14 protein-coding genes are annotated in these 15,929 nt (G+C 74.3%); 2 read left to right on the plus strand and 12 right to left on the minus strand.

The window, feature by feature from the left end; all coding sequences use genetic code 11:
* Nucleotides 1-77 precede the first annotated feature (77 nt).
* The 6 genes from ACIQTO_RS27535 to ACIQTO_RS27560 form a co-directional block, all read right to left on the minus strand.
* The gene (locus ACIQTO_RS27535; protein WP_402393235.1) at nt 78-1,154 is read right to left on the minus strand and encodes an LLM class flavin-dependent oxidoreductase; all 1,077 of its coding nucleotides are present in this window, start codon (nt 1,152-1,154) and stop codon (nt 78-80) included.
* Between the two features lie 4 nt (nt 1,155-1,158).
* Nucleotides 1,159-2,064, minus strand: a complete 906-nt coding sequence (locus ACIQTO_RS27540; protein WP_402393237.1) for an ABC transporter substrate-binding protein — start codon at nt 2,062-2,064, stop codon at nt 1,159-1,161.
* A 134-nt stretch (nt 2,065-2,198) separates the two neighbouring features.
* On the minus strand, nt 2,199-2,948 hold the full coding sequence (locus ACIQTO_RS27545) for an ABC transporter ATP-binding protein (RefSeq protein WP_402393240.1): 750 nt from the start codon (nt 2,946-2,948) through the stop codon (nt 2,199-2,201).
* Nucleotides 2,945-3,751, minus strand: a complete 807-nt coding sequence (locus ACIQTO_RS27550; RefSeq protein WP_402393344.1) for an ABC transporter permease — start codon at nt 3,749-3,751, stop codon at nt 2,945-2,947. The genes ACIQTO_RS27545 and ACIQTO_RS27550 overlap by 4 nt, the downstream gene beginning before the upstream one ends.
* A 128-nt stretch (nt 3,752-3,879) precedes the next feature.
* On the minus strand, nt 3,880-4,908 hold the full coding sequence (locus ACIQTO_RS27555) for an NrtA/SsuA/CpmA family ABC transporter substrate-binding protein (RefSeq protein WP_402393243.1): 1,029 nt from the start codon (nt 4,906-4,908) through the stop codon (nt 3,880-3,882).
* A gap of 122 nt (nt 4,909-5,030) precedes the next feature.
* On the minus strand, nt 5,031-6,077 hold the full coding sequence (locus ACIQTO_RS27560; protein WP_402393246.1) for an ABC transporter substrate-binding protein: 1,047 nt from the start codon (nt 6,075-6,077) through the stop codon (nt 5,031-5,033).
* A gap of 515 nt (nt 6,078-6,592) precedes the next feature.
* On the opposite strand from ACIQTO_RS27560, the gene ACIQTO_RS27565 reads away from it, so the two are divergent.
* Entirely contained in the window at nt 6,593-7,375 is a 783-nt protein-coding gene (locus tag ACIQTO_RS27565) for an IclR family transcriptional regulator (protein WP_402393249.1), read from the plus strand.
* A gap of 75 nt (nt 7,376-7,450) precedes the next feature.
* Here ACIQTO_RS27565 and ACIQTO_RS27570 read toward each other — a convergent pair whose 3' ends face one another.
* The 6 genes from ACIQTO_RS27570 to ACIQTO_RS27595 all read right to left on the minus strand — a co-directional run bounded on the left by ACIQTO_RS27570 (nt 7,451) and on the right by ACIQTO_RS27595 (nt 13,517).
* Nucleotides 7,451-8,296 (minus strand): winged helix-turn-helix domain-containing protein, encoded by an 846-nt coding sequence (locus tag ACIQTO_RS27570; RefSeq protein WP_402393252.1) that lies wholly within the window; start codon nt 8,294-8,296, stop codon nt 7,451-7,453.
* 82 nt (nt 8,297-8,378) lie between these two features.
* On the minus strand, nt 8,379-8,507 hold the full coding sequence (locus ACIQTO_RS27575) for a hypothetical protein (protein ID WP_360632088.1): 129 nt from the start codon (nt 8,505-8,507) through the stop codon (nt 8,379-8,381).
* A gap of 619 nt (nt 8,508-9,126) precedes the next feature.
* Complete coding sequence (locus ACIQTO_RS27580; protein WP_402393346.1) at nt 9,127-9,675, minus strand: GTP-binding protein; 549 nt, start codon at nt 9,673-9,675, stop codon at nt 9,127-9,129.
* Between the two features lie 70 nt (nt 9,676-9,745).
* On the minus strand, nt 9,746-10,210 hold the full coding sequence (locus ACIQTO_RS27585; RefSeq protein WP_402393255.1) for a DUF742 domain-containing protein: 465 nt from the start codon (nt 10,208-10,210) through the stop codon (nt 9,746-9,748).
* A gap of 8 nt (nt 10,211-10,218) precedes the next feature.
* On the minus strand, nt 10,219-10,638 hold the full coding sequence (locus tag ACIQTO_RS27590; protein ID WP_380571312.1) for a roadblock/LC7 domain-containing protein: 420 nt from the start codon (nt 10,636-10,638) through the stop codon (nt 10,219-10,221).
* Nucleotides 10,635-13,517, minus strand: coding sequence for a nitrate- and nitrite sensing domain-containing protein (locus ACIQTO_RS27595; RefSeq protein ID WP_402393258.1), 2,883 nt, complete (start codon nt 13,515-13,517; stop codon nt 10,635-10,637). The genes ACIQTO_RS27590 and ACIQTO_RS27595 overlap by 4 nt, the downstream gene beginning before the upstream one ends.
* Before the next feature lie 530 nt (nt 13,518-14,047).
* Here ACIQTO_RS27595 and ACIQTO_RS27600 point away from each other — a divergent pair.
* Nucleotides 14,048-15,877, plus strand: coding sequence for an AMP-dependent synthetase/ligase (locus ACIQTO_RS27600; RefSeq protein ID WP_402393260.1), 1,830 nt, complete (start codon nt 14,048-14,050; stop codon nt 15,875-15,877).
* The last annotated feature ends 52 nt before the right edge of the window (nt 15,878-15,929 follow it).

The raw sequence follows: 15,929 nt of genomic DNA on the forward strand, positions 1-15,929 counted from the left end.
TGGCGCGCTTCGCCCGGCAGCTGGCACTGACCTCGCCGCTGCCGTTCCCGCTCCTGCCGGGAGCCTTTCCCTTCCCGCTAGCGGCGGCCGATGCCGAGCGCGGGTAGCACCGTCTCGGCGACCCGGTGGGCCTCCTCCAGCAGCGGATTGCCGGAGAGGATGAAGGTGTCCACGCCGAGCGACTCGAACTCCCGGAGGCGCTCGACCACCTGGGCGGTCGAGCCGACCACCGCCGTGCCGGGACCGGGCCGGAACAGGCTCATACCGGGCCAGAGGTTCGGGTAGCTCTCCAACTCCCGCGCCCGCGCCGGGACTTTGCCGCCGTGCTGGCGGAACTGGCGCTGCCAGCCGACGCCGTCCTCGCTGGTGGCTCCGCCGAGTTGGCGGGCGTAGGTGGCCTCGCTGGTGACGTCGAGCAGCCGGTCCGCGGCGGCCCAGGCCTCGTCCTCGGTGTCGCGGACGATCAGGTGCAGCCGCAGGCCGATCCGCAGGGTACGGCCGTGGGCGGCCGCGCGCTCGCGGACCAGGTCCAGCTTCTCCTTGAGCTGCTGCGGCGGTTCGCCCCAGGTGAGGTAGACGTCCACGTGCTCGGCGGCCATCTCGATGCCGGCCGCCGAGCTGCCGCCGAACCAGAGCGGGATGCCACCCGGCTGGACGGGAGCGAGCTCGCGCAGGCTCGCGCCGGCGTTCTTGAGGTCGTAGAACTCGCCCTTGTGGTCGAAGACTTCGCCCGAGGTGAGCCGCCTGACGATCGACCAGTACTCGGCGCTGAGCCGGTACCGGTCGTCGTGCTCGACGTCCAGACCGTACTCGCGCAGCTGCGCGGTGGAGCCGTTGACCACGTTGAACCGGAGCCGGCCGCCGTGCAGATGGTCGAAGCTGAGTGCCATCTTCGCCAGCAGGGTGGGCGAGATGAGCCCGGGGTGGACGGCCAGCAGCGGCTTGAACGCCGGGGTGGTGGCGGCGGCCAACGCGTTGCCGAGGTCCCAGACGTCGTAGAGGTCGGTCGCCAGCAGAGCGCCGGTGTAGCCCAACCGCTCGACACTTCCGGCGAGTTGCTGGAGGTAGCGGAGGTCGACCGGGCGGCGGCCGGCCGACTCCCAGGGGTAGTGCCCCTCGCGCGGGATGATGTACCAGAGGACTTCGGAGGCCATCGGGTCAGACCGCCTTGGCGAGTGCGGCGGCCACCGGGGCCTCCAGCGCGGGCAGATGGGCGTCGGCGACGGTCAGCGCGCGGTCGATGAAGCCGACGCCGTGGAAGATGTCGGCGGCCTCCTGCTGCTCGGCGACGAACTCGGCGGTGGCGGGCTCCAGCCGCCACGGCAGCGCGGCCAGCGCCTGCTCCCAGTCCTCGACCGCGCCGCCCAGGTCGGCCGCGGCGATCGCGGCCGCCTCGGCCGGGTGGGCGGCCACCCAGGCGTCCGCCCGGCGCAGCGCGGCGCTGATCGCGGCGATCAGCTCGGGGCGCTCGGTGGCGACGTCCCGGCGGGTGAAGAACACCGAGCGGTCGGTGATGACGTCACCGGTGCGGATCAGCTCGCGGAACTGTCCGCTCCGGCGGGCGGCGGCCAGTTCGGCGCCCTGGGCGATCCAGCCGAGGATCTCGCCGTCGCGCAGGCGCTGGGCCTGGTCCTCGTCGACGGCCGGGCGGACCGGGGTGATGTCGCTCGCGTAGGAGAGGCCCTCGGCGTGCAGCGCCTTGGCCAGCAGGTGGGTCTGCCAGGACCCGACGCCCAGCACGACGGTGCCGCCCTTGAGGTCGGCGACGGACGCCACCGGCCCGTCGGCGAGCACCAGGAGCGCGCCGTGGTCGGGGCGGGGCGCGGAGACCGCCGCGTACACCAGGTCGTGGCCCGCGGCCTGGGCGGTGACGGGCGGGGTGGAGCCGGTGCCGCCGAAGTCGATGGTGCCGTCCGCGAGCAGGGCGCCCGTGCGGGTGCCGTCGGCGTAGTGGTGGAAGGCACCGGTCTCGCCGAGCGGGGCCAGCTCCTCGTCCAGGTAGGTCAGGCGGGAGAGGTAGTAGAGCGAGGGGTTGCTGGCGTGGACGCCGAGGGTGATGGCCATGGGGATCTCCGTTGGGCTTTGCGGGGGCGTGCGGGGGCGTGCGGGTGCTTGCGGGTGCTTGCGGGGGCTTGCGGGGGCTTGCGGGGACGGCTCGTCGGGGGTGTCGCGGCAGGCCGGTGGGCGGGCGAAGGGCGTCAGTGGACGCCGAGGTCGGCGAGCAGGCGGCGGCGCAGCTCGGCGAAGGCCGGGTCGGCCGGGTCCCGGGGGCGGGCGACGGCGACCCGCTCGTCGCGGACGAGCCTGCCGTCGCGCAGGACGGCGACGCGGTCGGCGAGCCGGACGGCCTCCTCCACGTCGTGGGTGACCAGCAGGACGGCCGGCCGGTGGCGCTGGACGAGGTCGCCGACCAAGTCCTGCATGCGCAGTCGGGTGAGTGCGTCCAGAGCTGCGAACGGTTCGTCCAGGAGGAGCAGTTGGGGCTCCCGGACCAGCGCGCGGGCAAGCGCCGCACGCTGCGCCTCACCGCCGGAGAGGGTGGCCGGCCAGGCGTCGGCGTGCTTCTCCAGCCCCACCTCGGCGAGCGCCCGCAGTGCGGTCTCCCGGGTCGCGGCACCACGGGGCAGGCCGACCGTGACGTTGGCGAGCACCCGCTTGGACGGGACCAGCCGGGGCTCCTGGAAGACCACGGTGCGGACCGGCGGGACGAGCACCGTGCCGCCGTCGGCCTTGTCCAGGGCGCCGAGGATCCGCAGCAGGGTGGTCTTGCCGGTGCCGCTGGCGCCGAGCAGTGCGACGAACTCGCCCCGGGCGATGGAGAGATCGACCCCGTCGAGGACGGCCCGGGTGCCGAACACCCGGCGCAGACCGCGCAGGTGGACGGCGGGAGTACCGGGGTCGGCCCCGCCCGGGGCCGGCACGGTGGTGGGGACGGCGGCGGTGCTCATCGGCCCGCTCCTTGGGTGGCCTTGCGCCAGGGCATCAGGAAGCGCTCCAGGAGGCGGACGACGCCGTCCGCGGTGAGGCCGAGCAGCCCGTAGATCAGGATGCAGACGGCGAGGATGTCGGTACGCGAGAAGTTCTGCGCCTGGGCCATCAGATAGCCGATGCCCTCGGTGGAGTTGATCTCCTCGGCGGCGATCAGCGCGATCACACTGAGCGTCATGGAGAGCCGCAGTCCGGAGAGGAGCGAGGGCAGCGCGCCGGGCAGGACGACGGTGCGGACGATCGCCCAGCGGCCGAGGCCGAAGCTGCGCATCGCCTCGATCAACTTGCGGTCGGTGTTGCGCACGCCCCCGGAGGTGGAGACGTACATCGGGAAGCTGGTCGCGACCCCGATCAGGGCGATCTTCGCCGTCTCGGTGATGCCGAACCAGACCATGAAGAGCGGCACCAGCGCGAGGAACGGCACGGTGCGCAGGACCTGCACCGCGGAGTCGAGCAGTTCCTCGCCCAGCCGGAAGAACCCGGTGACGACGCCGAGCACCAGGCCGACGCCGGCCCCGAAGAGCAGACCGAGACCGGCCCGGGTGAGCGAGACCGTCAGCGCGTCGGCCAGCTGGCCGTTGCCCCAGAGCTCGCCGACCGCGTCGGCGACCTGGGCGGGCGAGGCGAGCACGTCCTGGGTGAGCGCCCCGGTGGCGGAGGCCAGCGCCCAGCCGCCGAGCAGGGCGAGCGGGCCGAGGGTGCGCAGGAGGACCGCGACGGCCCGAGGGCGGGGCGCGGGCAACCGGGTGCGCGGGGCGACCAGGCCCGCTTCGAGGGCGGCCGCGGTGCCGTCGTCGGCCGCGGTGGCCGCCGCGTCGGGCCGGGCCTGCGCGGCCGTGTCGGTGTCGGTGTCGGTGGTGGAGGAGGTGGCGGAGGTGTCGGTCACGGTGCTCACTTGGTGCCGTCCGCGAACGAGGTGATGTCGATCAGGTACGGCTTGACGTCGACCAGCTGCTTGGTGACCTTCTGGTCGGCGAAGAAGCGGGCCACCGTACCGAACCGGGCGGTGTCGGCCTCGGCGATGACGTCGGCGGTGGCGCTCTGCCGGGTGACGGCGACCGCGATCTCCTTCTCGGCGGGGGTGACGGCGGTCGGGCCGGAGTCGGTGAAGACGTTGAGGTAGGCGGCCGGGTCGGCCTTCTCCTTCAGACCCCCCTCGTGCAGGTAGGTGTAGAAGGCCTTGACCACCGCCGGGTGCTTCTCGGCGAAGCCGTTGCGCACCGCCCAGACCGCGTAGTTGTCGGAACCGACCTCCTTGCCGTTGACCAGGAAGTGCGCGCCGGAGTTGGCGATCGACGGGGTGGAGAAGGTGTTCCACGTCGCCCAGGCGTCCACCTGGCCGGAGTTGAAGACGCCCGAGGTCTGGTCGGCGCGCAGGTAGACGCGTTCGACCTTGTCGGCCGGGACGCCGTTCTTCTCCAGCGCCTTGAGCAGCAGGTACTCGCTGGTGCCGCCCTGACTCACCGCGACCTTGCGGCCGGCCAGGTCCTGGACGGACTTGATGGGCGAGTCGTTCTTCACCAGGATGCCCTCGCCCACGCCGTCCGGCGCCGTCTGGGCGAACAGCTTGAAGCCGGGCTTCTGGGCCAGCGCGGCGACGGCCGAGGTGATCGACCCCTGGGCGACGTCGAGCTGGTCGGCGGAGAGCGCCTGGGCGGCGGGGGCGAACGGGCCGGCACTGCCCGTCCAGGCCACCTTGGCGTGGACGGCGGCGAGGGCCTTGTCCAGCGAGCCGTCCTTCTTGCCGAGGGCGAGGAAGCCGCTGTTGCCCGGGTCGGGCAGGCGCAGCACCACCTCGGCCTTGCCTGCCCCGTCGGCGGAGGCCGCGGCCCCGCCGGTGGAGGAGCCGCAGGCGGCCAGAGCGGTGGTGGCGAGCAGCGCGGTGGCGGCGAGGGCGAGGCGAGGGGTCTTCACGGTCAACTCCAGGGGATCGGCAGGGGGGTCGGGGGCGGCGCCGGGCGACGGACGGACAGCCGGTCGGGGACGGCTGTGATGGTCAGGCCGGGCTACGGGTCGGGCTACGGGTCGGGTCGGGCCACCGGTCAGCGCGGCTCGACCGCGCGGCGGCGGTCGGCGAGCAGGGCGCGGGCGGCGCGCAGCGGTTCGGGGTCCGCCCAGCCGCGGACGTCGACGGGTGCGGCCAGGAACCCGTGCCGGTGCAGGAACCGCTCCTGCTGCTCCAGCAGACCGAGGCGCTCCTCCGAGAGATCGAGGTGCAGGGTGCGGTGGCTGCCCGCCGCGTACGCCCCGGCGACGCCCTCGGCTCCGGCACCGGTCTCGGCCCGCAGGATCCGGGCCACCTCGCCGGGGTTCCCGGCGGCCCAGTCGGCGGCTTCCAGCAGCACGGCCAGGAAGCGGACGACCAGGTCCGGGTGGTCGTCCAGCAGCCGCTGGTGGACGGTGACCGGACGCGGTGTGCCGTTGTTGACCCGGGTGCGGCGGTCCGGCGCGGTGTCCAGCTCGATCGCGACCTCGGCGCCGAACCGGCGGGCCGCCTCGACGGCCAGGGCGCCCTTGACGTAGACCGCGTCCACCAGGCCGTCGCGCAGGGCGGCCAGCTCGGCGGTCCACTGCCCGCCGCCGGGGGCGGCCGGGACGTCCACCAACTCGGCGTCCGCCAGGGTGAGCCCGGCCGGCGTGAGCGCTCCGTGCAGGCCGGCCAGGGCCATCGCCCGCCAGAAGTCGATGCCGATCCCATGGCGTGGGACGGCCAGTCGCAGGCCGCGCAGCTGCCCCGGTGAGGTGATGCCGCTGCCGGCCCGGACCAGGACGACCTGGCGCTCCTCGATCCAGGTCAGGCCGATCAGCCGGGTCCGCTCGCCGCGCGAACGGGCCCAGAGCGCGGGCACGTTGCCGCCCTCGCGGAACAGGCCGGTGAGGGCGTGCGTGTAGTGGTGGTCGGCTGCCACCTCGGGCGGGGCGTCCTGGAGCGAGCGGACGGTGATGCCGTCGGCGGCGAACTCCCGGGCGAAACGGCCCTGATCGGCGGCGATACCGGTGGCGGTGGGGACGGGGCAGCGGGTGAACCAGAGGGTGTCCGGGGCGGCGGGTGCCGCCTCGGCGGCGGCGGAGCGGGCGTGGCTGGGCACGGTGGCGGGTCCTCTGCGACTGGGTGTGTGCACGGGTGCGGCGGGGCGCGACACCGGACGTGGTCGGTCGGGGCGGTGGGCTGCGGGGCGGGGCGTATACGGGGCGGGGGCCGGCGGAGCCGCGGCGCAGCCGGTTCGGCGAGCCCCGCGAAGGTGCCGGGACGTGCGGGAAGGGGTGGAGCGTGGTGGCGTTCCGGCCGGCTCTGACGTCTCGGCGGGTCAGCGACAACAGGCGCAGGGGGCGGGGCACCGGTGTATCGTCACGGCGCTGCTCCTTCCTGCCGGCTGGGTGGTTCGGGCGTCAACTCGGGCGCCGGACGGGGCCGTCCGGTGCGATGTGCCGAGCGTTCCACGACGAAGGAGCGCGAAGCAAGCCTTTGCCACATGGTGGGATCACTTGTTCATCAATGCCATCCCATTGCAACGCCACTGACACAATTCCGCAGCACCCGCTGCCATAGTCTGGAAGCGACTCCGGTGGACCAGCCGGGGCGCCGGACCGAACGCGAGGTGCCATGGCCGAGGCCGCCACCGCCGTCCAGAGCCCGCCGGCCGGTGCGCAGGCCGTGCAGCGGGCTCTCGGGCTCCTGCACTGCTTCCACGACAACGGTCCCGACCTGAGCGCCTCGGACCTGGCCCGCCGGATGGACCTCTCGGTCTCCACCGCGCACCGCCTGGCCCGCACCCTGGTCAGCGCCGGATTCCTGGAGCAGGACGAGCAGACCGCCCGGTACCGGCTCGGCCCGGCCGTCGCCGAACTCGGCCAACTCAGCTTCCACCAGCGGGGGCTGCACCTGGCCGCGCCCGAACTCGACCTGCTCGCCAAACGCACCGGCGCCACCGCCGATCTGGCGATCCGCAGCGGACCGCACGCGGTCATCCTGGTCGGCGCCTCCGTCCGCCCGGACACCGGGCTCGGGCTGCGGCGACCGCTGCACTCGACGGCCCTGGGCAAGGTCCTGCTGGCCTGGCCCCGCTCCGGCGACTCGCAGTCGGCGGCGATCGGCCCGCTGCTGCCGTTCACCGAACGGACCATCACCGAACCGGACCGGCTGGCCGACGAGTTGGCGAAGGTGCGGGCCGCCGGCCATGCCCTCAACGACGGCGAATCGGCCACCGGGGTCCGCACGGTGGCCGTCCCGGTCCTGGACGGCGCCGGGCAGGCCAGGTTCGCCCTGGCCGTCCGCTCGACACCGGCGCACCTGACCGACGACCGGCTGGACTGGTTCCTCGGACACGCGCGGACCTGCGCGGCCGCACTCGCCGTCCTGCTGCTGCCGCCCGACCAGCGCGTCTGACGTTACGTCAGGACAGCCCTGAGGGCCGGGCGTTCGAAGGAACGCCCGGCCCGTGGCAGAGGAATCAGCGGCGGTTCACGCCACCGGGGTGTACTTGTAGCCGACCCGGCGGACCGTCACGATGCTGTCGCGGTAGGCCGCGCCGAGCTTGCGGCGCAGGCGCGCCACGTGCACGTCCACCGTGCGGCCGTCGCCGACGTGACCGTAGCCCCAGACGGCGGAGACCAGGTGGTCACGGGTGTGCACCCGCTGCGGGTGCTCGGTCAGGTGCGCCAGCAGCTCGAACTCCAGGTAGGTGAGGTCGAGCAACCGCCCGTCGACGTAGGCGTTGCGGCGCTCGACGTCGACGGCGATGCCGTGCCCGGCCGGCCGGACCGGACGGCCGGCGGCCGGCGCGGCGGCCGGCGCCTGACCCCGGCTCTGGCCCTGGGGCTGCGCGGCATGGAACGGCGCGTTCGGCACCGGGCCGCCCTGGACGCCCTGGACGCCCTGGACGGCAGCCGCGGGAAGGGCCGCACCGAACGGTGCGCCGTTCTCGGCGGGCACCAGCACCAGGTAGCCGACCATCGGGTGACCGGCCGAGGCCCCGAACTGCGCGCCGTACTGGGCGAGCAGAGCCTGCGGCAGTGCGCCCTGCGGGAGCGCGGCGACGACGGCGGCCCCCTCCGGCAGCGCGGCGAGCAGCGCCTGCGGCGGCTGCGCGGCCGGGCCGGGCTGCGCCACCGGGTTGTGCGTCGGGAACTGCGCCGGAGCCTGGCCGGCGGCCGGGTGCTGCGGAGCCGCCTGGTGCTGGGGTGCCGCGGGGTGCTGGGGGAGCGCCCCGCCGTGCCATCGCTCGGCGGTCGAGGGGAGGGAGCGGACCGCGCGCAGGTGCGGGGTCGCGGTGGGGAGGGGAAGGGTGGCCGTGGAGGAAGAAGACATGGTGCCGCTCATTTCGCGCGTGACGGACGGGGTGGAGTCGTCTGCGCGTCGACCGGGCGTACTGCCGGGGGCTGAACCGAGGTCAGCGGGCGGAGAGCCGGGACGCGCTGGGCGAACCCGGACACGTCTGGTCGAACAGGTGCGGCTGCCGGGACGGCCAGAACGGCTCGAGGTCGAGGTGACCTCGGCTGCTGTCCACGACGTTGCTCATGCGCCTATTGAACCATGTGAACGGATCGTTGCACCGCACTCGGCGCGGGGCTCCCGACAGGCCGTCGGACCCGGCGGCAGCGGGGGTGGAGGTGGGGCAGGCGAGGTTCACTGGTGCTCTCCGCGAAGCGGTACCGGACCACCGGCGAAGCACCGGACAGGGCGTCCGGCACGACCGGGTCGACGAGATGACGGATCGTCAGGACATGGCGCGGCAGCCGGGGAAGGCGGGTCGAGCCAGGAGGTCCGTCGGATTTACCGGGGGACGGGCCGATCCGTCACCGACAGCAGGCGCTGCAGATCAGTGCGTGGTCGATGTACCGGCGGATCGTCAGGGCCGGCGTGACCGGAGTGGGCGCGGCGGCGGCACGGCGGTGGTCGACGGTCACGGTACTGCCCTCCCCCTGGTCCCTGGACACGGCCGCGGAGGCCGTGTGTCGTGGTGCGCCGCGACGGTTCCCGCGGCGCTCCGGTGTACCCCGAGGCACCCCGACGGCAGGGCCGGGCGGCCTTCGTTCACAGAGCCTTCCACGCCGGACCGGGTCAAGGCAACCTTCCGACCGACGGCCGTCCGGCATGCGGACAGCCCGCTGAGACGGCCGCTCCCGCGGGCCCGCCGGTCAGGCCCCTGCCGGGGCACCCCGGCCCCAGCCGGCGGCGTGCTCGACCAGGGCGACCAGCAGGTCCTTGCCGTCCTCGCGCCGGCGGGCGTCGCAGAGCAGGACCGGGATCCCCGGGTCCAGGTCGAGCGCGTCCCGGACCTCCTCCGGCTCGAACAACTCGGTGCCGTCGAAGCAGTTCACGGCCACCACGAAGGGGATGCCGCGCTGCTCGAAGAAGTCCACCGAGGGGAAGCAGTCCGCCAGCCGGCGGGTGTCGGCGATCACCACCGCGCCGAGCGCGCCGCGCGCCAACTCGTCCCAGACGAACCAGAACCGGTCCTGCCCGGGAGTGCCGAACAGGTAGAGTGCCAGCCCGGGGCGCAGGTCGATCCGGCCGAAGTCCATCGCCACGGTGGTGGTCCGCTTGGTCTCCACCCCCTCGGTGTCGTCCACCGGGCGGCCGAGCTCGCTCAGTTCCTCCTCGGTGCGCAGGGGGCGGATCTCGCTGACCGAGCCGACCAGCGTGGTCTTGCCCGCGCCGAAGCCGCCCGCCACCAGGATCTTCACCGCGACCGCCGGACCACCGCGCCAGCGCGGATCGTCGGCCGTGGCGCCGACGGCGGGGTACTCGTGGTGGTCAGAGCGCACGGAGTCCATTGATCACGTCTCGCAGCAGGCGCTCGTCCGGCAGCTCGGCGAGCGGAACGGGTCGGGTGACGCTGATCAGCTCGGCGTCGTACAGGTCGCCGAGCAGCACACGGACCACACTGACCGGCAGGTCGGTGTAGGAGCCCAGCTCGGCGACGGACAGCGGCTCGCGGCGGCACCAGGCCAGGATGGTCTGGTGCTCCGGGTCGAGCACATGCGCGGGCACCGCCCCGGCCTGCGGCCCGGGGTCGGCGGCGGTGATCAGCGAGATCAGGTCGAACAAGCCGTCCTCGACCGGCCGGGTACGGCCCCGGGTCATCGAGTACAGCCGCACCACCGGGCCGGCGTCGTCGTCGAACCAGCGGTCGTCGACCGGGGTGCGCGGCTGGAACAGGTCGACCCCGGACTCGTCCCCGCCCGGGTCGTCCTGCTCCAGCTCCGGCTCCTCCGCCATCGGGCCGCTCATCTCCCCGGCGGGGCGGCTTCGGTTCGCGGCTCGGCGGCCATGTGCTCGCCGACCCGCTTCACCAGCAGGGCCATCTCGTAGGCGATCTGGCCGATGTCGGCCTCGGCCTCGCTCAGCACCGCCAGGCAGCTGCCGTCGCCGGCCGCGGTGATGAAGAGGAAGGCCTCGTCCAGCTCGACCATGGTCTGGCGGACGCCGCCGACCTTGAAGTGCCCGCCGGCGCCCTTGGCCAGGCTGTGGAAGCCGGCCGCGACGGCGGCCAGGTGCTCGGCGTCCTCGCGGTCGAGGTCGCGGGAGGCCCCGGTGGCCAGTCCGTCGCTGGACAGGATCACCGCGTGCCGCAGGGCCGCGACGCGCCCCACGAGATCGTCGAGAAGCCAGTTGAGGTCCCCGGCCGACTGCGTCGAAGTGGTCATGAATCTCTTCCTTCCGCTGGAGCGGGTGGTGCGGGTGGTGCCGGTACTGCCGGTGATGAGGGTGCTGTCTGTGCGGCGCGCGGTGCGAGCGGTCCGCCCGGCACCCAGCGGGCGAGCGGGGCCCGGTCGCCGGGGGGCGGGGCGGGCAGGGCCGCGGGGGCCGGGGCCGGGCTGATCGCGCGACGGGTCGGGTCCGGCGGCTGCCAGGCGGGCACGGCGACGGGCCGGGCGGCCGGGACCGGGGCGGCCGGCCCGCGACCCCGGGTGAAGCCGCGCTGGAAGGAGGCGAACGTCGCCCGCGCCTCCTCCGGCGAGCGTTCGCGGAGGCTGTCGGCGGCGGACCGCTCGGGCTCCTGGACGGCGCGCTCCCGGAGCTGGGGCGCGAGACTGGCCTGCCGGACCCGGCGCGGCAGCGGGCCGGGCCCGCCGGCGGACCGGTCGGTGCCCGCCTGCTCGACGGACCGCGGCTCGACGGTCAGCGACGAGACGGCCGGCGACGAGACGGCCGGCGGCTCGACCGACCGCGGCCCGACGGACCGCCGCTCGACCGGCTCGCGGCCCGCGGCCTCGCCGTCCCGGCCGAGGGCGCCGACGTCCTGCGGGCCGCCCTCGGCGCCCTCCGGCGCGGTCACGCCCTCCCGGCGGTGGCGGCCGAAGCCCCGCACCGCCTCGTCGGGCGACGCCGTGACCAGCGTCGGCCCGCTCCGGCTCCGGGCCCGCCGCGGCAGACCGCCCGGGGTACGGGCCGTCTCGGGCGCCGACGGACGCGGACCGCCGGTCCCCCGGTGCCGTCCGCCCTGCTCGGACGCCGTCCCGCCGGTCCGGCGGCTGTCGGGCCGGACGCCGCCGTCGGCCGCGCCGCTCGCGCCGGCGCCGCTCCGGCCGCCCTCGCCGGTCGGCGCGGGCACCACGACCAGGTCGCGCTCGCCCTGCCGGGCCGGCACCGCACGCCGGCCGGGAGCCACCGCGGCGGCCGGCCCGTCCGAGGCGTCCGCGAGCAGTTCACGCGGGATCAGCACCACCGCGGTGGTCCCCCCGTACGGGGACGGCCGCAGGTGGACCCGGATGCCGTGCCGCCGGGCCAGCCGGCTGACCACGAAGAGGCCCAGCCGGTCGGTGTCGGCGAGGTCGAACTCCTGCTCCACCGCGAGACGCTCGTTGATCTCGGCGAGCGCCTGCTCGCTCAGCCCGAGCCCCCGGTCGTCGATCTCCAGCGCGAAACCGTGCGCCACCACCTCGCCCTGGACGGTCACCTGGGTGCTCGGCGGGGAGTACACCGCGGCGTTCTCGACCAGCTCGGCGATCAGGTGGGTGACGTCCGCGACCGCGCTGCCGAGCAGCCCGGTGCCGGGGAACGGCCGGACGATCACCCGGGCGTAGTCCTCCACCTCGCCGACGGCGGCGCGGACCACGTCCACCATCCGCACCGGCTTGCGCCAGGCCCGCCCCGGGGAGCCGCCCGCCAGGATGATCAGGCCCTCGGCGTGACGGCGCATGCGGGTGGTGAGGTGGTCGACCTTGAAGAGGTCCTCCAGCTCGGCCGGGTCCTCGGTGCGGCGTTCCATCGTGTCCAGCAGCGTCAGCTGGCGGTGCAGCAGCACCTGGCTGCGGCGGGCCAGGTTGACGAAGACCGCCGAGACACCGCGCCGGAGATCGGCCTGCTCGACGGCGGCCTCGACGGCGGCCCGCTGCACGGCGTTGATCGCCCGCCCGACCTGGCCGATCTCGGCCGGGCCGAACTGCAGCTCCGGCGCCTCGGTCGCGACGTCCACCGCCTCGCCGCGGCGCAGCCGCAGCATCACCGAGGGCAGCCGGGTGCCGGCCAGCTCGTTGGCGGCGTTGCGCAGGCCGATCAGCTCGCGGGCCAGGCCCCGGCCTATTCGGTAGGAGATCATCACCGACAGCACCACGGCGACCAGGCCGATCGCACCGGCGATGCCGCCGCGCCAGAGCAGCCCGACCGCGTACGAGCGCTCGCGGTCGCCGATCGCGCCCGCCAGCCTGGTGTTGATCGCCGCGAGGTCGCCCAGCGCCCGCTCGGCGGTCTCCCGCCAGGAGTCGCCGTCGATCGCCTGGACCACCCGATCCGGCCCGCCGGCGCCCACGAAGTCGGCCTCGGCCCGGGACAGGGCCGCCCAGGCCTCGCCGCCGCGCAGCGCGATGTAGTCGCTCTGGTCGACCGGGTCGAGCTCGACGATGTAGACGGTGAACAGGGCCTGCTGGTTGTGCAGGGCGTCGATCGCGACCTGGTACTGCTCGGCGGTGGGCCGGCCGGTGGCGGTGGACAGGCCCTCCATGGCCGCGTCCTCCTGGGAGAGGTACTCGCGGGCCCGGGCCAGCTCGATCAGGATCGTCCCCTGGCGCGGCAGCTGGCCGCTCTGCCGGGCGACGAAGGCGGACCGGAAGCCGAAGGTGGGCTTGACGAGGTCGCTGTACTGGCCGAGCGCGAACTCCCAGTTGAGCGAGGAGCGGCTGATCTGACTGCGGAGCGGGGGCAGCTGGTCGGCGGCCGCGAGGATCTGCAGGTACCGGCCGCGCTGGGCCGCGTCGAGCTTGCCCCCGTCGCCGGTCTTCTTGTCCCGCAGCACCGCGAGGTCCCGGTCGGTGACGGCCTGGGCCCGCTCGAAGGCGTCCCGGGCGGCCGGCGAGGTCGGATCGGCCAGCCGCTGGACGGCGGCGCGGCGCTCGTTCTGCAGGTCGTACGCGTACTGGTCGACCGGCTTGCCGAACTCCTTGTACGTACTGCTGACCGCCAACTGGCTCCAGACGTCTCCGGTGGTGGCGAGCGTCGCGTACACCCACAGGGCGGTGAGCGCGACGATGGGCACCAGGAGCAGCGCGATGATCTTCGCGCGGATCGAGCTGCTGCGCAGACGCATGGAGTCCTCGGTGGGGAAGTGCCAGGCGCGGACGGGGAGCGGTTCGAAGGGACGGTCGGCCGGGACGGGCGGGCGGTGGCGGTACGGGGTCCTGCGGGGTGCTGCGTGATCTTCGTGCGGGGTTTCCCGCGGGTCTTCGTGCGGGGTCCTCGTTCGGGGGTTTCGCTCGGGGTTCCCGACGGTCGGACCGGCCCCGGACGGAAGGCCCCGGCCGCAGGTCTGCGAGAGCCTACTACGCCCTGACCACTCGTTCGAGGGTCGAACCCGCCCTCTCCGCACCCCCGCCCCGATCATGTCCGAATCATCCTGGTCATCCCGGATTCGCCCGTCCGGCACCCGTCCCAGCCATCCCCGGCTACGGCACTTTCCACACGGGCAGGTGCCGATCTCGTCGCGTCACGGTCACAACCCTGGGCAGTGACAGAGCAATCCGATAGTTTCGCTCCACCTGCCCGACCGTTCAGCGCGCCGCCGATCCGGACGCCCGTACGGGCCCGGCAGGCAGGGGCCGCAACGGGATCGGGGGCAATGTGCGCGAGTTCACCTCCCCCGCCCCGGCCGGGCCCCCGGCCACCGGCGGGCTGGCCGACTCGCTCTACGACACCGCCGAACGCACGTCCGGCCTGGTCCAGTTCGTCCGCCGGACGGAGGGCGACCCGCAGTGGCGGGAGGTCACCGCGACCGCCTTCCGGGACGAGGTCCTGGCGCTGGCCAAGGGCCTGCTGACCCGGGGCGTCCGGTACGGCGACCGGGTCGCGCTGATGTCCCGCACCCGCTACGAGTGGACCCTGTTCGACTACGCGCTCTGGTCGATCGGCGCGATCACCGTCCCGATCTACCCGACCGCGGCGCCCGAACAGGTCCGCTGGATCCTCGCCGAGACCCAGGCGGTGGCCTGCCTGGTCGAGGACGAGGACCACGCCATGACGGTCGGCGCGGTCTGTGACGCGCTGCCCGACCTCACCGGCATCTGGCAGCTGGACCGGGGCTGCGTCGCCTCGATCGCGGAGGACGGGCGCGGGGTGCCCGATTCGCTCGTCCACCGCCAGCGGCTCGGCGTCTCGGCCGAGAACGTCGCCACCGTCGTCTACACCTCCGGCACCACCGGCCGGCCCAAGGGCTGCCTGCTCACCCACGCCAATCTGGCCTCCTCGGCCGACGCCCTGCTCGACGGCTGGGCCGAGGTCTTCGCCGACACCGGCGGCGGCCAGCCGTCCACGCTGCTCTTCCTCCCGCTCGCGCACGTCTACGGGCGGATGGTGCAGATCGCGGCGATCCGCGGCGGCTTCCGGATCGGGCACATTCCCGAGGTCTCCACCGAGGCCCTGCTGCCCGCGCTCGCCTCCTACCGGCCGACCTTCCTGCACCTCGTCCCCTATGTCTTCGACAAGGTCTTCCAGCAGGCCCGGCGGACGGCCGAGGAGGCCGGGCGGGGCGAACTCTTCGAGCAGGCACGGCAGGTGGCCGTCGAGTGGGCCACCGCCCGCGAACAGCGCGCGCTGGGCCACGGCCCCGGGCCGGGCCCCCGGCTGAGACTGCGGCACCTGGCGTACGAACGGACCGTCTACCAGCGGCTGCGGGCCGTGCTCGGCGGCCGGGTGCGCGGCGTGATGTGCGGCGGCTCGACCCTCAACCGGGACCTCGCCCTCTTCTTCACCGGCATCGGCCTCAACCTCTACGAGGGCTACGGCCTCACCGAGACCTCCGCCGCGATCACCGCCAACCCGGCCGGCCGGCCGAAGCTGGGCACGGTCGGACGGCCGGTGCCGGGTGCCTCGGTGGCCATCGCCGACGACGGCGAGGTGTGGGTGCGCGGCGCCGGTGTCTTCGGCGGCTACCTCAACCACCCGGAGTGCACCGAGGAGTCCCTGTACGACGGCTGGTTCGGCACCGGGGACCTCGGCCGGCTGGACGAGGACGGCTACCTCACCCTGACCGGGCGCAAGAAGGACCTGATCGTCACCAGCAGCGGCAAGAACCTCGCCCCGGCCACGCTGGAGGATCGGGTGCAGGCGCACCCACTGGTCTCGCAGTGCCTGGTGGTCGGCGACGACCGCCCGTACGTGGCCGCGCTGATCACGCTCGACCCGCCGGCGCTGGCGCACTGGCTGAAGTCGCACGGGCGGGAGCAGTTGGACCCGTGGGCGGTGCTCTCCGACGATCAGCTGCACGCGGAGATCCAGCGGGCGGTGGCGGCCGCGAACACCGCCGTCTCACGCGCCGAGTCGATCCGGGCGTTCCGCCTGCTGCCGAGGGAGTTCGGCGTGGACCAGGGCCTGCTGACGCCCTCGTTGAAGCTGCGCCGGTCGGCCATCGCGGAGTACTACCGGCCGGACATCGAGGAGCTGTACACCCCCTGACGGTGCGTCTTGTCCCGTTTGCGGCACGGCGCGCGGCCCGTTCGTGACCGGC

Origin of the sequence: Kitasatospora sp. NPDC091207, from assembly GCF_044768625.1 — a bacterium.
Classification (GTDB): Bacteria; Actinomycetota; Actinomycetes; order Streptomycetales; family Streptomycetaceae; genus Kitasatospora.